General features: G+C 57.5%; 15 protein-coding genes and 1 pseudogene. 6 read left to right on the top strand and 10 right to left on the bottom strand.

Annotated features, from left to right (window positions below):
* Positions 1-165: 165 nt before the first annotated feature.
* From FPY71_RS09030 to FPY71_RS09055, 6 genes are all read right to left on the bottom strand, one after another.
* The gene (locus FPY71_RS09030) at positions 166-429 is read right to left on the bottom strand and encodes a hypothetical protein (RefSeq protein ID WP_149299777.1); all 264 of its coding nucleotides are present in this window, start codon (positions 427-429) and stop codon (positions 166-168) included.
* 79 nt (positions 430-508) lie between these two features.
* Complete coding sequence (locus FPY71_RS09035; RefSeq protein WP_149299778.1) at positions 509-805, bottom strand: formate dehydrogenase subunit delta; 297 nt, start codon at positions 803-805, stop codon at positions 509-511.
* Positions 806-810: 5 nt separating this feature from the next.
* On the bottom strand, positions 811-3687 hold the full coding sequence (fdhF, locus tag FPY71_RS09040; protein ID WP_149299780.1) for a formate dehydrogenase subunit alpha: 2877 nt from the start codon (positions 3685-3687) through the stop codon (positions 811-813).
* Between the two features lie 9 nt (positions 3688-3696).
* The gene (locus FPY71_RS09045) at positions 3697-5280 is read right to left on the bottom strand and encodes a formate dehydrogenase beta subunit (RefSeq protein WP_149299781.1); all 1584 of its coding nucleotides are present in this window, start codon (positions 5278-5280) and stop codon (positions 3697-3699) included.
* Positions 5277-5762, bottom strand: a complete 486-nt coding sequence (locus tag FPY71_RS09050) for a formate dehydrogenase subunit gamma (RefSeq protein ID WP_149299783.1) — start codon at positions 5760-5762, stop codon at positions 5277-5279. The genes FPY71_RS09045 and FPY71_RS09050 overlap by 4 nt, the downstream gene beginning before the upstream one ends.
* Before the next feature lie 51 nt (positions 5763-5813).
* The gene (locus FPY71_RS09055; RefSeq protein WP_149299785.1) at positions 5814-6749 is read right to left on the bottom strand and encodes a LysR family transcriptional regulator; all 936 of its coding nucleotides are present in this window, start codon (positions 6747-6749) and stop codon (positions 5814-5816) included.
* Between the two features lie 120 nt (positions 6750-6869).
* On the opposite strand from FPY71_RS09055, the gene FPY71_RS09060 reads away from it, so the two are divergent.
* A complete protein-coding gene (locus tag FPY71_RS09060) occupies positions 6870-7481 on the top strand; it encodes an alpha/beta hydrolase (RefSeq protein ID WP_149299787.1) in 612 nt (203 codons plus the stop codon).
* 93 nt (positions 7482-7574) lie between these two features.
* The gene (locus tag FPY71_RS09065) at positions 7575-8348 is read left to right on the top strand and encodes an NAD kinase (protein WP_149299790.1); all 774 of its coding nucleotides are present in this window, start codon (positions 7575-7577) and stop codon (positions 8346-8348) included.
* Between the two features lie 109 nt (positions 8349-8457).
* Here FPY71_RS09065 and FPY71_RS09070 read toward each other — a convergent pair whose 3' ends face one another.
* Entirely contained in the window at positions 8458-9027 is a 570-nt protein-coding gene (locus tag FPY71_RS09070) for a nitroreductase family protein (protein WP_149299792.1), read from the bottom strand.
* Positions 9028-9195: 168 nt separating this feature from the next.
* On the opposite strand from FPY71_RS09070, the gene FPY71_RS09075 reads away from it, so the two are divergent.
* Positions 9196-10362, top strand: coding sequence for a hypothetical protein (locus tag FPY71_RS09075; RefSeq protein ID WP_149299794.1), 1167 nt, complete (start codon positions 9196-9198; stop codon positions 10360-10362).
* A 130-nt stretch (positions 10363-10492) separates the two neighbouring features.
* Here FPY71_RS09075 and thrS read toward each other — a convergent pair whose 3' ends face one another.
* The 3 genes and pseudogenes from thrS to FPY71_RS09090 all read right to left on the bottom strand — a co-directional run.
* A complete protein-coding gene (thrS, locus tag FPY71_RS09080) occupies positions 10493-12457 on the bottom strand; it encodes a threonine--tRNA ligase (RefSeq protein WP_425457879.1) in 1965 nt (654 codons plus the stop codon).
* Between the two features lie 154 nt (positions 12458-12611).
* Positions 12612-12911 (bottom strand): membrane protein insertion efficiency factor YidD, encoded by a 300-nt coding sequence (gene yidD, locus FPY71_RS09085; RefSeq protein ID WP_149299798.1) that lies wholly within the window; start codon positions 12909-12911, stop codon positions 12612-12614.
* A gap of 131 nt (positions 12912-13042) precedes the next feature.
* Positions 13043-13456 (bottom strand): annotated as a pseudogene (locus FPY71_RS09090) (iron-sulfur cluster assembly scaffold protein); the annotation flags it as partial.
* Between the two features lie 220 nt (positions 13457-13676).
* Between FPY71_RS09090 and folE the strand changes: the two are divergent.
* The 3 genes from folE to FPY71_RS09105 are packed head-to-tail and all read left to right on the top strand — an operon-like array spanning position 13677 to position 15695.
* On the top strand, positions 13677-14297 hold the full coding sequence (gene folE / locus FPY71_RS09095) for a GTP cyclohydrolase I FolE (protein WP_149299802.1): 621 nt from the start codon (positions 13677-13679) through the stop codon (positions 14295-14297).
* Complete coding sequence (hisI, locus tag FPY71_RS09100) at positions 14294-14695, top strand: phosphoribosyl-AMP cyclohydrolase (protein ID WP_149299804.1); 402 nt, start codon at positions 14294-14296, stop codon at positions 14693-14695. The genes folE and hisI overlap by 4 nt, the downstream gene beginning before the upstream one ends.
* A gap of 52 nt (positions 14696-14747) precedes the next feature.
* The gene (locus tag FPY71_RS09105; RefSeq protein WP_149299806.1) at positions 14748-15695 is read left to right on the top strand and encodes a patatin-like phospholipase family protein; all 948 of its coding nucleotides are present in this window, start codon (positions 14748-14750) and stop codon (positions 15693-15695) included.
* Position 15696 lies beyond the last annotated feature (1 nt).

Raw genomic sequence — 15696 nt, forward strand, 5'->3', positions numbered from 1 at the left:
AGGAACCGTCTTGTCACAAGCATTTCGAATAGAGCAAACCGCTACCAGCCTGTTCTGCCATGCCGGTATGCCAGTAGCACCAATTGATAATGCAACAATTTTTAAACTATTGATAGCGCTTTACATGCCGTTGTCCCTCTTCACCCAAAGGTGCAAACGCCGTCATCATCGGGCAATGATGACGGGCTGGTAAACCACCGACGGGAACAAAGGATCATCCATTGAATTCAGCCGTGCGCGCTGATCCGCGCGCCTTGCCAGATCCAGGTTTTGCATGCATTGAGCAAAAGCATCGTTTTTGCGCACAAAGCCATATTCGCGACATTGTGCCTCATCCGCCGCCCGCTGCTCTTCCGGCGTCATGGTAACACAGGCCGCAAGCAATGCGGCAAAAGCCAGTAACGCAACCGAACGGAAAAGCCCAGCCATAACACCAAACCACCTTTGCTCACCTGCCTGTTTTGCTTGATATAGCAACTACAATCAGAGTGTGAAGAGGTCAGTTCGCCTATCCGGCATCACTGCCCGGCCGAGTGCCAACCGAAACCCCGCCAGAACTTTCCAATACCTGCTTTACGTGATCGGCTGAGCGAGCCTGCAAAAACTTCAGGCCCTCCAACGCCAGCGGCCGCAACTCTTCGCCACCAGCATCAATATAGGCGTTGATGTCGCGGCGCATCTGCGGCGACCAGAAGGCGGCGATATGGTCTGCCACGCCGGGAACGCCAGCTTCATGGCGCTGGCTTTCAAAAAACCGCGCAATCTGATTGGCCATTCGCACCAGCGTCTGCGTGGTCTGCGCCATATGGTTCACTCCGCCGGTTCCACATTGCTGATCTTGCGGCTTTCAACAGCAAAGGACTGATAGCGTTCCTGCCAGTCCGTTGGCCCGTTGGAAGGTGAAACCTGCACTGCGGTCACCTTGTATTCAGGGCAATTTGTAGCCCAGTCGGAATATTCGGTTGTTACCACATTGGCCTGTGTCAGCGGGTGGTGAAATGTGGTGTAGACCACGCCGGGCGCAACCCTGTCCGTAACCTTCGCACGCAGCGCCGTTTCGCCTGCACGACTGGCCAGCTTGACAAAATCGCCATCCTTGACGCCACGCTCTTCCGCATCATGCGGGTGGATTTCCAGAAGGTCTTCCTCATGCCAAACAACATTGGCAGTGCGGCGTGTCTGTGCACCGACATTGTACTGGCTTAATATGCGCCCCGTTGTCAGCAGCAAAGGATAGCGTGGGCCGGTCTTTTCATCCGTCGCTACATATTCCGTCAGCACGAACAGACCTTTGCCGCGCACAAACCCTTCCATATGCATTGTCGGGGTGCCTTCCGGTGCGGCGGTCGTAACAGGCCATTGCAGCGACCCTGCCGCGTCCAGCCGGGCATAATTCACGCCGGCAAATGTCGGCGTTAAAGCTGCAACCTCATCCATAATTTCCGATGGATGCTCATAATGCATTGGATAGCCGAGAGCATTGGAAAGCATCTGGGTGATTTCCCAGTCAGCGTAGCCATTCAGCGGCGCCATGACGCGGCGGACTCGCTGAATACGCCGTTCAGCATTGGTGAATGTGCCGTCTTTTTCCAGAAAGGTCGAACCCGGCAGAAAAACATGCGCATGCATGGCCGTTTCATTCAGAAACAGGTCCTGAACAACCACACATTCCATTGCCTCAAGCCCTGCCGTCACGTGGCGGGTGTTGGGGTCAGACTGCAATATATCCTCGCCCTGAATGTAGATCGCCTTGAAACGCCCGGCCACCGCCTCGTCCAGCATATTGGGAATGCGCAGGCCCGGCTCGCTGTCCAGCTCAGTCTTCCACATGGCTTCAAACAGCTGGCGCGCCGTATCATCGGATACGTGGCGGTAGCCGGAAAGCTCATGCGGGAAAGAGCCCATATCGCAAGCGCCCTGCACATTGTTCTGCCCACGCAACGGGTTAACGCCAGCACCCAGCTTGCCAACATTGCCAGTCGCCATGGCCAGATTGGCAATGGCCATGACTGTGGTCGAACCCTGGCTGTGCTCTGTTACACCAAGGCCGTAATAAATGGCGGCATTTCCGCCTGTTGCGTACAACCTGGCGGCAGCGCGAACATCTGATGCAGGAACCCGGGTAAAGGCTTCAACGGCTTCCGGGCTGTGGTTTTCCTGCGCCACAAAAGCTGCCCAGTCCTGAAATGCGTCCCAATCGCAGCGCTCCCGCACATAGCTTTCGTTGACCAGCCCTTCTGTCACAACCACATGGGCAAGGGCTGTCAGCATGGCAACATTGGTGCCCGGTTGCAGCGCCAGATGGTGGTCTGCTTCCACATGCGGGGTGCGCACCAGATCAATGCGGCGAGGATCAATCACGATCAGCCTTGCACCTTGCCGCAACCGCTTTTTCATGCGGGAACCAAACACCGGGTGCCCGTCTGTCGGATTGGCGCCAATCACCATGATGACATCGGCATGGTCGACTGAGTCAAAATCCTGAGTGCCGGCCGACGTGCCGAATGTCGTTTTCAGGCCATAGCCGGTGGGCGAGTGGCAAACCCGGGCGCATGTGTCCACATTGTTGTTGCCAAAACCTGCTCGCACCAGCTTCTGAACCAGAAAGGTTTCTTCGTTGGTGCAGCGGGATGAGGTGATGCCACCAACAGAGCCGCGTCCATAGGTCTGTTGAATGCGGCGGAACTCCGAAGCGGTGTAATCAATAGCCTCCTGCCAGGAAACCTCGCGCCATGGATCGGACGTCGAAGCACGGATCATCGGCTGGGTGATGCGCTCCCGGTGGTTGGCATAGCCCCAGGCAAACCGGCCCTTGACACAGGAATGGCCATGATTGGCCTTGCCATCTTTCCACGGCACCATGCGCACAAGTTCTTCACCACGCATTTCAGCCTTGAAAGTGCAACCCACGCCGCAATAGGCGCAGGTGGTGACCACGGAGTGCTCCGGCTGGCCAATGTCAATCACCGCTTTTTCAGTCAGTGTCGCGGTGGGACACGCCTGCACGCAGGCTCCGCAGGACACGCATTCGGAAGAAAAGAAATCCTGTGACTGGCTGGGCGAAACCCGGCTTTCAAATCCGCGGCCTGAAATGGTCAGTGCAAATGTGCCTTGCACTTCGGCGCAGGCCCGCACGCAGCGCGAGCATACAATGCATTTTGAAGGGTCATAGGTGAAATAGGGATTGGATTCATCCTTGGGCATGAATGCCGGATTTTCCGAGCCGCTCTGGCGGGCATGCACATGGTTTTCACCATCATAACCATAGCGTACATCGAGCAGACCAACAGCCCCGGCCATGTCCTGCAATTCGCAGTCACCATTGGCAGCACATGTCAGGCAGTCCAGCGGATGGTCGGAAATATACAGCTCCATAACCCCGCGCCGCAGCCTTTTCAGCCGTTCCGTCTGGGTGTGCACCACCATGCCTTCTGCCACCGGCGTGGTGCAGGAAGCGGGCGTGCCGGCCCGCCCTTCCACTTCAACCAGGCACATGCGGCACGAACCAAAAGCCTCCAGGCTGTCAGTGGCGCAGAGCTTTGGAACACTGGTGCCCATTTCTGCCGCCGCGCGCATGATGGAATCGCCAGCATTGACGGTGATCCGCTGGCCATCGATGGTCAGGGTTACTGTCTGGGAGGATTGACCGGCCGGGGTGCCGAAATCGCGTTCGTGAACGAGAGACATGACTGCTCCTTACCCCGCAACAGCAAGCGAAGCCGGCAATGGCCGGACACCGCGCTGAAAATCTTCTGGAAAATGCCGCATGGCGCTGGAAACGGGGTACGGCGTGAAGCCACCCAGCGCACACAAAGACCCGAATTTCATTGTCTCGCACAGATCTGTCAGCAGACTAAGATCTGCCGCAACGTCAGCACCGGATTGCCGAGCGGCAATGACCCGGTCCATGACCTCCTGCCCGCGCACCGCGCCGATCCGACAGGGAGTGCATTTGCCACAGCTTTCGATTGCGCAGAATTCCAGCGCAAAGCGCGCCATAATCGCCATGTCCACCGTGTCGTCAAACACGGTGATGCCGCCATGCCCGATCAGCCCATCCCGTGCTGCAAAGGCTTCATAATCGAACGGCGTGTCAAACAGCGATGGCGGAAAATATGCGCCCAGCGGGCCGCCCACCTGCACGGCGCGCACCGGGCGGCCAGAGGCCGTACCGCCGCCAATCGTTTCCACCAGTTCGCCCAGGGTGATGCCAAACGGCACCTCGTAGAGACCACCATAACGGATATTGCCGGCAAGCTGCACCGGCATGGTCCCGCGCGAACGGCCAAAGCCCAGCGCCTGATACTGGTCCGGCCCCTGCGCAAACAAGGCTGGCACCGCGCCCAGGCTAAGCACATTGTTGATGACGGTCGGCTTGCCAAACAGGCCCTGCAGGGCGGGCAGCGGTGGCTTGGCCCGAACTACTCCGCGCTTGCCCTCAATGGAATTGAGCAGAGACGTTTCCTCACCGCAGACATAGGCACCTGCGCCAACCCGCACCTCCATATCAAATGCCAGATCAGATCCGCCGATAGCCTGGCCGAGCCAGCCAGCGCGCCGCGCTCCGATGATGGCCCTTTCCATGGCAGCAATGGCATGCGGATATTCCGACCTTATGTAGATGTAGCCATAGTTGGCGCCGACGCTGACCCCGCAGATCGCCATTCCCTCCACCAGCCGGAACGGGTCACCCTCCATCAACATGCGGTCGGCGAATGTGCCGCTGTCACCCTCATCCGCATTGCAGACAACATATTTTTCCGGGCCCGACGCGCGAAACACCGTTTCCCATTTGATGCCGGTCGGAAAGCCTGCACCGCCGCGCCCGCGCAAACCGGAGGTCTTGACGGCGCCGATCCGGTCTTCGCCAGCCATGGCCAGTGCTGCTCGCAACCCGGCCCAACCGCCATGCCGCGCATAGTCGCTTTCCGATCGAGGATCGACAATGCCGCATAGGGCGAAGGTGGAACGGATCTGCGGTTTCAGAAACTTATGCTCGTCCGGATTTCCAATGCACAGGGGATGCGGCGCAGCCTCAAACAACCCGCTGGAAATCAGCCCCGAGATGTCTTCAGGCATGACCGGGCCATAGCCAATGCGGCCCTGCGGCGTTTCCACCTCGACCAGCGGTTCCAGAAAATGCGCACCGCGTGACCCATTGCGCACCAGCTCAATGCTGCGGCCGCTGGCAACAGCAGCCCGATCGATGGCGGAAGCCACATCATCCGCGCCCATTGCGACGGCAGCCGCATCACCGGGAACAAAAATCCGCTGCCTCATTTTGCAACCTCTGCCAGAAGGCGGTCGAGCTTTTCCTGAGTTAATCGACCGTACACCCGGCCGTTCACCATGGCTGAGGGAGAAAGCGAACAAAGGCCAAGGCAGTAAACCGGCTCCAGCGTTACAGCCGCGTCACCCGACGTTGAGTGCATCGGCAGGCCCAGTCGTTTTTCAGCATAGGCTGCCAGATCATCTGCACCCATGGCCTTGCACGCTTCCGCGACGCAAAGCCGCACGATGAGGCCGCCCGCGGGCTGGCGACGGAAATCATGGTAGAAAGTGACAACGCCGTGAACATCAGCTCGGGACAGGTTCAGCCCTTCAGCGATGGCAGGAACCATGGCGTCGTCGACATAGCCAAATTCCTGGACGACATCATGCAGGATGGGCAGCAATCCGCCCTTACGGGCAACATGAACTGCTATGATTTCCGCCAGTCGCTTGTCGTCAAAGTTTTCACCCCCGCGCGAGTGATCCAGCATCTGACAGAGCCTCCTCGTTTTGACCGAGAATCTGCCGTTTTTTAGAACCAGTCAAATAGTTGGAGCCACTGGTTGATAGACAATCTCTATCATGGCGCGATGAAACTGGCGTGAGCGGACGCAGGCCAGTGCCACCCGCGCCATGATGGAACTGGGGTGGCGATTTGGCACCACAAGCCCGACTGCCTGCGCACCTGCCGGCTTGTCAAACGGCAAAAGCGTAATGTCCGGATCGAATGCGATGGTCTGGGCGTATGTGTGCGGCAATATGCAGGACAAGCCGCCCCGGCGCACCATTGAAAGCAGCGCGGCATAGGAATTGGCCATTGCCACTGGATGGACCGCCAGCCCGATGCCGTGCAGATGTGAATCCAGAATGCGTCGGTTCTGCATATCCTGCGCCAGAAGGCACAGGGGCATGGCCACGGCTTCTTTCCAGCTGATGCTGCCTCTGCCTGCAAGCGGCCCGTGCCCCGGCGTCGCAAATACGTAGTGTTCTTTGTAAATCGTGGCTGCAATGACATCGGGCAGCGGCTCATTGTCCAGATAGGTTATGCCAACATCAATTTCAAAACCGGAAAGGGCCCGGTCAATCTCGCGTGAGGTCAGCGACTGGATCTGAACGGTGACCGCCGGATGAAGCTGACGCAGCGCGGCCACCAATGTGCCGCAAACCGGCATGGCCGCAGGAATAACGCCCAGTCGCAACAACCCGCTGATATCCCCGCCCAGCGGCGTTTCAGTTGCTTCCTTCAACCCTGCCCTGTCGGCCAGCATTTGCTGCGCCCAGGGCAATGCGGCCTCACCCTCAGGCGTCAAACCGGCAAAACGCCGGTCGCGGAGCACAAGCCTGACGCCCAGATCGTCTTCCAGCGCGCCAATTCCAGCGGAAAGCGTCGGCTGTGTCACACCACAGGCTGCCGCGGCGCGGCTGAAATGGCGTTCGCGCGCAAGGGCAACAAAATATTCGATATTGCGAAGCTGCATGGTTTCCTCTTGGCACCATTATGGAGCCAATTGCAGAAGCACCGTCAACCATTTCCGGTGCTGGCAGAACTGCCATAAATGTTTAGCTACAGACGAGCGATTTTGAACAGGGGCCATGCCATGACCAACACGGGCAGCAATTTCATTCACCATTACACGCCAGCAACCAAAACCGGCCATTCGCCGCTTCTGCTTCTGCACGGCACTGGCGGCGATGAAAACGACCTTGTGCCAATGGGCCAGGCCGTTGCGCCCGGTGCAGCGCTGGTTTCGCCACGAGGCAAGGTTCTGGAAAACGGCATGCCACGCTTTTTCCGCCGGCTTGCGGAAGGGGTGTTCGACGAAGACGACCTGCGGTTGCGTGCCGCCGAGCTGGCCGAATTCATTGCACAGGCTCGCAATGATTATGCCCTGCCCGCTCCGTTTGCGCTTGGCTTTTCCAATGGTGCCAACATGGCAGCAGCCTTGCTGCTTCTTCACCCCGAGGCTCTGGCCGGAGCGGTGTTGCTGCGGGCCATGAAGCCACTGCAAACCATGCCGACGCCGGATCTAACGGGGAAGCGCATCTTGCTGCTGGCCGGGGCAACGGATCCGATTATTCCCGCAGACAATGCAAGAGGCCTTGCCGAGCATTTGCAAAATTGTGGGGCAGCGGTGGAATTTCACACATTGCCGGTTGGGCACGGACTATCGCAAGCCGACCTTCGATTGACGAGTGAATTTCTGAGCTAGCGCTTGTACATCCGGTTTTTTGACCAGCCCGCAATTTGACACTGGCCGTTGATTGATTACCAAGAATAGTTCCAACGAATCGATGGCCAGTTTTTGCGAGGCACCATTTCCAGCTTCTCTTTCCATGCTTCTGAAACACCCGAAGCCCAGAACGCAGTGCAGCGGCTGGAAAGGCTTTACGGTGCTCAAACGCCGGACGATGCCAACATTATCGTTGCGCTGGGCGGTGATGGTTTCATGCTGCAGGTGCTGCACCGCTTCATGAACAGCGGCAAGGCAATTTACGGTATGAACCGCGGCACGGTGGGTTTTCTGATGAATGCCTATCGCGAGGAAGGGCTACCGGAGCGTTTGGCCCACGCCCTGCGCAGCGTCATTCATCCGCTGCACATGACCGCGGTGGATGAAAACGGCAATGAGCACGAAGCGCTGGCCATCAACGAAGTTGCGCTGTTCCGCCAGTCTTACCAGATAGCACGGCTGCGAATTTCCATCGATCAGCAGGTGCGGCTGGAAGAATTGGCCTGTGATGGCGTTATGGTGGCCACGCCCACCGGTTCCACGGCCTACAACCTGTCCGCAGCAGGGCCAATTATTCCCATTGATGCGCCACTGCTGGCACTGACCCCAGTGAGCCCTTTTCGCCCGCGACGTTGGCGCGGCGCGCTGTTGCCCAATCGGCAAACCGTGGACATAGAGGTTCTGGAACCGTGCAAACGGCCCGTCAATGCCGTGGCCGACCACTATGAAGTCAAATCCATTCGGCGCATTCAAATCAGGGAAGAGCGCCGGTCCCGATGCGTCATATTGTTTGATCGGGACCACAGCTGGGATGAGCGTATTCTGGCCGAGCAGTTCCGCTACTAGGCATTTCGCCTTGTGCGGTTGCGTTTCAACTGCAAGACAATGCGACACTAAAAATAGCGGAACAGTTTCTGGCGATCAGGAGATCGCCTGAAACTGTCTGATATGCGGATCAGTCTTCCAGAATTGTCAGAACATCAGCAACATCAGGCCTTGGACGCTCCACCGGAGGTTCACCCGGGGTTCCGACATACAGAAACCCGACAATCTTTTCTTCCGGCAAAATGCTCAGCGCTGCCTTTGCGTCATCATCATAGGTGACCCATTCGGTAATCCAGGTTGCGGCATAACCGAAGGCGTTCAGCGCATGCACGAGGTTCATTGTGAACGCTCCGGCAGACAGTTGCTGCTCCCATTCCGGAATTTTGAAATGCGGTGCCGCTTTGGAAATCACAGCCAGCACCAGCGGCGCGCGTGAAAAGCGTGCTTCTTCAAAAGCGCGGCGGGCATCGCTCAACCCACCCTCCTTGCGCGTGGCCAGTTCGGCCATTTCCAAGCCCAGCCTATGCGCCGCCTGCCCGCGAATGGCCACTACGCGCCACGGCGCCAATTTGCCATGATCGGGAACCCGAACTGCCAGACGCAAAATCTCTTCAAGTTCTGCCCCTTCCGGCGCAGGCGCACGCAATGCCGGAATCGGAATGGAACGGCGTGTCGCCAGATGCTCTTTCAAATTCGTCATCAGCGGTCGAATCCTTTTTCAATCCATGATATTTCGGGTTCAATCATCATTTTTTCCGCTATTTTGAAAGAGGTTGCTTGCGCTGCCATAAAAAGGTCCGCCATATCGCCATTATGGCGGCAAAACAGCGGCAAACAGCATGAGCAAGTCAGAGGAATTGAGTTGAAGGTGCGAAATTTCGCGGCGCTGGTAGCGTTTCTGTTTCTGGGTGCCAGCACTGGTGCGTGGGCGCAGGACAATGGTGATGGCCCAGGAGCCTATGCCTCACCCTCTGGGATTCCCGACGCCGCATTAAATGAAAAATTCGGCATACCCGATGGGCCCGGTCGCAGCAGATATCGCCCGATCGAACTGCCAAACATGCCGGACAGCGATCTGAACAGCTTTTCGGCACCCAATCTGCCAGCCTTTCCCGATGATGCATTTGCGCCGACAGGCATTGACACCAATGCCCTGACTTTGACGGCGAAGCTGGGTGCGGATGGAGACGCCATTCCGGATGGTGTGGTGTGGCGGCTGTTTTCCACACGGCTGAACCGCGAAGGCAAATTGCAGTTGATTGGCGTTGCCAAGGGTGGCCAGGCAAACTTCAACGTTGGCGCAGGCTCCTATCTGCTGCATGCCGGTTATGGCCGCGCCGGCATCACCAAACGCATTGAGTTTTCCGGGCTGCCCACAACGGAAACAGTGGTGATCGAGGCTGGTGGTTTGCGGCTGAACGCCACGACCGGCGACGGACAGTTGATCGACTCCCGGTTGCTGACATTTGATATCTATACCGATGCAGAGCAATCTCAGAACCGACGCTTGATAGCCAATAATGTCAAAGCCGGGGTTGTCGTGCGGCTGAACGCCGGAAACTATTACATTGTGTGCAATTACGGCTCGGTCAATGCCATTGTCCGTGCCGAAATCCGGGTCGAAAGCGGCCGTGTTACAGATGCCCGGCTCAAGCAGCGCGCAGCAGAAATAACACTCAAGCTGGTTCGGGAATCCGGCGGAGAAGCGCTGGCCGACACTGCATGGTCAATCTCATCCTCACAGGGCGACATCATCCGTGAAAGCGTTGGCGCATTCTCATCCATGGTGCTGGCAGAAGGCGAATATGTCATCGTCGCCAAGAACAAGGACCGAATCTACCAGATGGAATACAATGTCGCAGCAGGTATGAACGAGGAAGTTGAAGTTGTGGCCAACGGAAATGGCAACAGCAACGGTTCACCTGCTCAAAATGGCAGCGGCGATGATGCACCGGTCCAGTCAGTGCCCGCCTTTGAAGAACTTGAACAGGCGGCTGATGACTTGCAGCAACCGCCTGCGGGTTCCGGAGATTAAAGCGGCGTCTTTTCAACAACGTGAGAGCGTTTTTCACCACAAGGCTTGAACAGCAAGCCACTGTTGTCGAACTACATTTTGGGACCTTTCGTGCGATCATTGGATCGGGCGAAAGGTCCCTTCAACGTATTTACTCAGCCGCTGCGCGTTTCAAATCCGGTGCAACAGCCTCGTCACCCAGCAGTTTCAGCGCCGCGTCGAGCGACATTGCTTCCTGATCGCGGGAGCCAAGACGCCGGATATTCACCGAGCGCTCCTCAGCCTCACGACGGCCGCAAACCAGAATAACCGGTACCTTCGCCAGCGAATGCTCGCGAACCTTGTAGTTGATTTTCTCGTTGCGGAAGTCCGTCTCGACGCGCAAACCGGCACGCTGCAGAATATCTGCCACCTCCTGGCCATAGCTATCGGCTTCGGACGTGATCGTGGCGACGACAATCTGCACCGGCGCAAGCCAAAGTGGAAAATGCCCGGCATAGTTTTCAATCAATATGCCAAGGAAACGCTCCATCGAGCCGCAAATGGCGCGGTGGATCATAACCGGTTGGCGTTTGTCCGACGCCTGATCAATGTAGAATGCGCCGAACCGCTCCGGCAGATTGAAGTCCACCTGAGTGGTGCCACACTGCCATTCACGGCCGATGGCGTCCTTCAGCGTATACTCAAACTTCGGGCCATAAAATGCGCCCTCACCTGGCAGAATTCCGGTTTTGATCCGGCCTTCGGACTGGCTCTCAATTGTCTTGAGCACATCTGTCATCACACTTTCGGCGCGGTCCCACAGCTCGTCGGAACCCACTCGCTTTTCCGGGCGGGTGGAAAGCTTGACCACCACCTCTTCAAAGCCGAAATCCTTGTAGACCGACAGGATCAGGTCGTTGATCCGCAGACATTCCGCAGCCATCTGCTCATCCGTGCAGAACACATGCGCATCATCCTGCGTAAACCCGCGCACCCGCATCAATCCATGCAATGCGCCCGAAGGTTCATACCGGTGTACGTTGCCGAATTCTGCAAGTCTTATAGGCAGTTCCCGGTAAGACTTGAGACCATGCTTGAATATCATGACATGCCCGGGGCAGTTCATCGGCTTCAGGGCAAAGACCCGCTCATCTTCCGTTTCTTCCGACGCAACGGTGACCTGAAACATGTTGTCCCGGTACCATCCCCAGTGACCGGATGTTTCCCAGAGTGATTTGTCCAGGACCTGCGGCGCGTTCACCTCTTCATAGGTGTGTTCAAGGCGGCGACGCATATAGGCCACCAGAGTCTGGAAAATCCGCCAGCCCTTGCCGTGCCAGAACACAACTCCCGGACCTTCCTCCTGGAAATGAAACAGGTCCATTTCCCGGCCCAGCCGTCTGTGATCGCGCTTTTCTGCCTCTTCCAACATGTGCAGATAGGCATTCAACTGTTCGGCCGTGGCCCATGCAGTGCCGTAAATGCGCGTCAGCATCGGGTTGTTGGAATCGCCGCGCCAGTATGCTCCCGCAACCTTCATCAGTTTGAAGTGCTCGCCAACCTGCCCGGTTGCAGCCATATGCGGCCCGCGACAAAGATCGAACCACTCACCCTGATGATAAATCTTCAGGTCCTGACCTGCCGGGATGGCATCCACCAGCTCGACCTTATAAGCCTCACCCTTGCTGGCAAAAACTTCGCGTGCCTTTTCCCGCGACCAGACCTGCTTGGTAAACGGCGCGTTGCGGCGGATAATCTCCAGCATCTTTTTCTCGATGACAGGCAGATCATCCGGCGTGAATGGCGTTTCCTTCGCAAAGTCGTAGTAAAAACCGTTCTCGATAACCGGGCCGATTGTCACCTGAGTTCCGGGCCAGATTTCCTGTACTGCTTCGGCCATGACGTGCGCAGCATCGTGGCGGATCAGTTCCAGAGCACGCGGATCGTCTCGGGTGATGATTTCCAGCTTGCCCGCCTGTGCAAGCGGATCTGCAAGGTCACGCAGTTCGCCATCCAGCGCATAGGCCACTGCTTTTTTGAGCAGGGATTTGGAAATGCCGCCTGCCACATCGGCACCGGTTGCAGTTGCCTCATACTGGCGAATGGAACCATCGGGAAATTCAAGGTCGATCATCATTGTCCTTTCTGCTCACCCCCGCCTACCATGCGGGAAAGCTTATCGATCGAAACAGTTTGTCATGTCGCAATTTCTGGAACTGCTTGTGCAGGCACGTTCGCCGCGCCCGCTTTCTACCACTGCAACCGGCAAGAGCAAGAGTGCTGATGCATCAGGCGTGAGGTTCTTTATCGTGCCTCCCGCAGGTGTGCGGCACCGGGTCCAGGCCTGCCTTGCCGAAAGGCCCGCACCGGGCTACCCGGCGCGCTGAAAGCCAGCCGCCTCGCCACAAACCATGCCGCGCAATTGCTTCATAGGCATATTCGGAACAGGTCGGTATGTGGCGGCAGTGGCCGCCAATCAACGGGGAAAGCGTTATCTGGTAAAGCCGTACTGCCGCCAGTCCAAAAATGCGCGCTGGCGTGCGGGGAAAGCGGCCAGTGTAGTTCCGGTTCAGGCGCTGATCACCCATGGTTCGGGCTGCCTTACTTGCTACGCTGAGTCAGGTGAGCTTTCGACCACCTGCTTCAGCGGAAGCTTCTGCTTTGTCGCATTTTCCTGCAGTTGAAGCGGCTCCACCTCAGCCGGGGTGGCGGTTGCATACTCATCCAATGCCGCAGCAACCGCGTCGAATGTTAGCATTGTTGAGGCGTGCCTGGCACGAAACTCCCGCACCGGCTCCAGAAACTTCAAATCGGCAAAACGCCCGGATGGCGGCGGCCCATTTTCCTTCAGCATTGCCAGCATGTCTGTGCGCAACTGCTGCAACTCATCAACACGACAGCCAATGATGTGATTGGCCATGATTGCGGAGGATGCCTGCCCAAGAGCGCAGGCCCGCACTTCATGGGCAAAATCCGTTACCACGCCATTTTGCAGTTTCAGGTAAACTGTTACAGTCGAGCCGCACAGGCGCGAATGCGCGGTTGCCGTTGCGTCGGGTGACTCCAGCTTGCCAATCCGCCCGATATTGCCCGCAAATTCGAGAATTCGGCTGTTGTACATTTCGTCAATCATCGGCGCTTTTCCAAATCCGCATTCACGGCCTACACACGGGGCCTCTGACGCCGTATATAAGAGCGAGTTGGCACCATCGGAAGCAGGAAACATAAGGTATTCTGGCATGGATTGGCCAGACGCTGGATAATTGGCCGGCCGGAACACCATTTGAATGGCATGTTCCGGGGTGGCAGACTTCGCAAACGTCTTGCTTGCGGGCGACTGATAAGGGTTTGAAATGGACGCCACTCTGAGCAAATTTTCCGGTTTCCCCGGACAGGAGAAACCGGCACGCCCCACTCGTGAAGAGGCAGAGGCTGCGGTTGAAGTGCTGATACGCTGGGCCGGGGATGATCCGCGCCGCGAAGGGCTGATTGAAACACCTGCCCGCGTTGTGCGCGCCTATGAAGAAATCTATGGCGGCTATCAACTGGACCCGGCAGAGGTTCTGAACCGAACCTTCAGCGAAGTGTCGGGCTATGACGACATGGTTCTTGTGCGAGACATTGATTTCACCTCGCATTGCGAACACCACATGGTGCCCATCATCGGCAAGGCGCATGTTGCCTATATGCCGGATGGCAGCGTGCTCGGCCTTTCCAAAATTGCCCGGGTTGTCGACATGTTTGCGCGGCGGCTGCAAACGCAGGAAGCCATGACAGAGGAAATCGCCGCGGTCATTGACAGCGCGTTTGCCCCACGCGGCGTGGCGGTGTTGATCGAGTCCGAACATATGTGCATGTCCATGCGCGGCATTCGCACCAAGGGTTCAACCACATCCACCAGCGCATTTTACGGCGTTTTCAAAGATGACAAGGCCGAGCGTGACAGGTTCCTATCCATGATTCTCAATCGATGAACGAACAGTCTGTGGAACTTGAAGAAGGCGATCGGCTGACGCCTCGTTTTGATGCTGCCGGCCTTATAACCGCAGTGGTAACAGATGCGGGCAGTGGCGAGTTGCTGATGCTGGCGCACATGAACGCGCAGGCGCTGGAGCTTTCCATCCAGACTGGCATTGCGCACTATTTCAGCCGTTCGCGCCAGTCGCTCTGGAAAAAGGGTGAAACATCCGGCGCGTTACAAACTATCCATGAAATGCGGATAGACTGCGACCAGGACGCGGTCTGGCTGAAAGTGGAAGTGGCGCGCCCTGAGGAAACTTGCCACACAGGGCGCAGCACATGTTTTTACCGCAAGGTGGAGTTGGTGAATGGAACGCCGAGGCTCGTGACAAGTCTTCCGCGCAAACGCTAGAGCAGTGTTTCGAAACTGCCAAAAACAAGAAACTTAAATAGCAGGCCGCGCAATGTTCAAACGTGTTTTCCGGCGCCCCGAACAAGTGACCAATCTGCCCACGGCAATTGTGCCAGTGGAACCGGCGCGCCGGGGCATAGCCCTTGCCTTGGGTGGTGGCGCAGCACGCGGCTGGGCGCATATCGGCGTGTTGAAAGCGCTGGATGAAGCGCAGGTTCCTGTGACCATGATTGCCGGCACATCCATTGGCGCACTGGTGGGCGGCTGCTACCTTGCCGGCAAACTGCGTGAAGTGGAAGAGTTCGCCTGTTCCCTCACACGGCGTGGCCTCATTCGCTTTCTGGATTTCAGCATAACCGGTGCAGGCCTGATTGGCGGCATGCGGCTCAACCGCCGATTGATCGAGGCATTGGGCCAGACCATGATTGATGATCTGCCGCGCAAACTGGTTTGCGTGGCAACCGAAGCGCGCACCGGGCACGAGGTGTGGCTGGATTCCGGCTCCATGGTTCTGGCCATGCGGGCATCCTATGCGCTTCCTGGTGTGTTTCTGCCGGTAGAGTGCGGCGGCAGACGCCTAATGGACGGCGCACTGGTCAATCCGGTGCCCGTTGCGGTTTGCCGCGCATATGAAGAGCCGCTGGTTGTGGCCGTTAACCTGAACTATGACTTGTTTGGCCGCGCTGCTGTTTTGCGCCTGCGCGCAAGTTCTCCGACGCCAAACCTGCACGGAGAGGCTCTGACGTCGGAGTCGGAGTTGCGCCGGGAAAAGGTCGGCATCGCTCGCTCAATGGTGGATGCGTTCGGCATTATTCAGGATCGCATTTCAAGGGCGCGGCTGGCAGGCGATCCGCCAGACCTGGCCATACACCCCCGGGTCCGCGACATTGGCATGTCCGAGTTTTTCCGGGCAGAAGAAGCCATTGAACTTGGCTATGTTGAAACAATGCGCCATCTGCCGGAAATCGCCCGGTTGCAGGAAAGTCTCGACCGCCGATAGG

The organism is Aureimonas fodinaquatilis (assembly GCF_008369445.1).
GTDB lineage: Bacteria > Pseudomonadota > Alphaproteobacteria > Rhizobiales > Rhizobiaceae > Aureimonas > Aureimonas fodinaquatilis.

Coding starts and splice junctions, on each gene's coding strand:
- FPY71_RS09030 (WP_149299777.1), bottom strand. CDS start 429: ATGGCTGGGCTTTTCCGTTCGGTTGCGTTACTGGCTTTTGCCGCATTG.
- FPY71_RS09035 (WP_149299778.1), bottom strand. CDS start 805: ATGGCGCAGACCACGCAGACGCTGGTGCGAATGGCCAATCAGATTGCG.
- fdhF (WP_149299780.1), bottom strand. CDS start 3,687: ATGTCTCTCGTTCACGAACGCGATTTCGGCACCCCGGCCGGTCAATCC.
- FPY71_RS09045 (WP_149299781.1), bottom strand. CDS start 5,280: ATGAGGCAGCGGATTTTTGTTCCCGGTGATGCGGCTGCCGTCGCAATG.
- FPY71_RS09050 (WP_149299783.1), bottom strand. CDS start 5,762: ATGCTGGATCACTCGCGCGGGGGTGAAAACTTTGACGACAAGCGACTG.
- FPY71_RS09055 (WP_149299785.1), bottom strand. CDS start 6,749: ATGCAGCTTCGCAATATCGAATATTTTGTTGCCCTTGCGCGCGAACGC.
- FPY71_RS09060 (WP_149299787.1), top strand. CDS start 6,870: ATGACCAACACGGGCAGCAATTTCATTCACCATTACACGCCAGCAACC.
- FPY71_RS09070 (WP_149299792.1), bottom strand. CDS start 9,027: ATGACGAATTTGAAAGAGCATCTGGCGACACGCCGTTCCATTCCGATT.
- thrS (WP_425457879.1), bottom strand. CDS start 12,457: ATGATCGACCTTGAATTTCCCGATGGTTCCATTCGCCAGTATGAGGCA.
- yidD (WP_149299798.1), bottom strand. CDS start 12,911: ATGGGTGATCAGCGCCTGAACCGGAACTACACTGGCCGCTTTCCCCGC.
- folE (WP_149299802.1), top strand. CDS start 13,677: ATGGACGCCACTCTGAGCAAATTTTCCGGTTTCCCCGGACAGGAGAAA.
- hisI (WP_149299804.1), top strand. CDS start 14,294: ATGAACGAACAGTCTGTGGAACTTGAAGAAGGCGATCGGCTGACGCCT.
- FPY71_RS09105 (WP_149299806.1), top strand. CDS start 14,748: ATGTTCAAACGTGTTTTCCGGCGCCCCGAACAAGTGACCAATCTGCCC.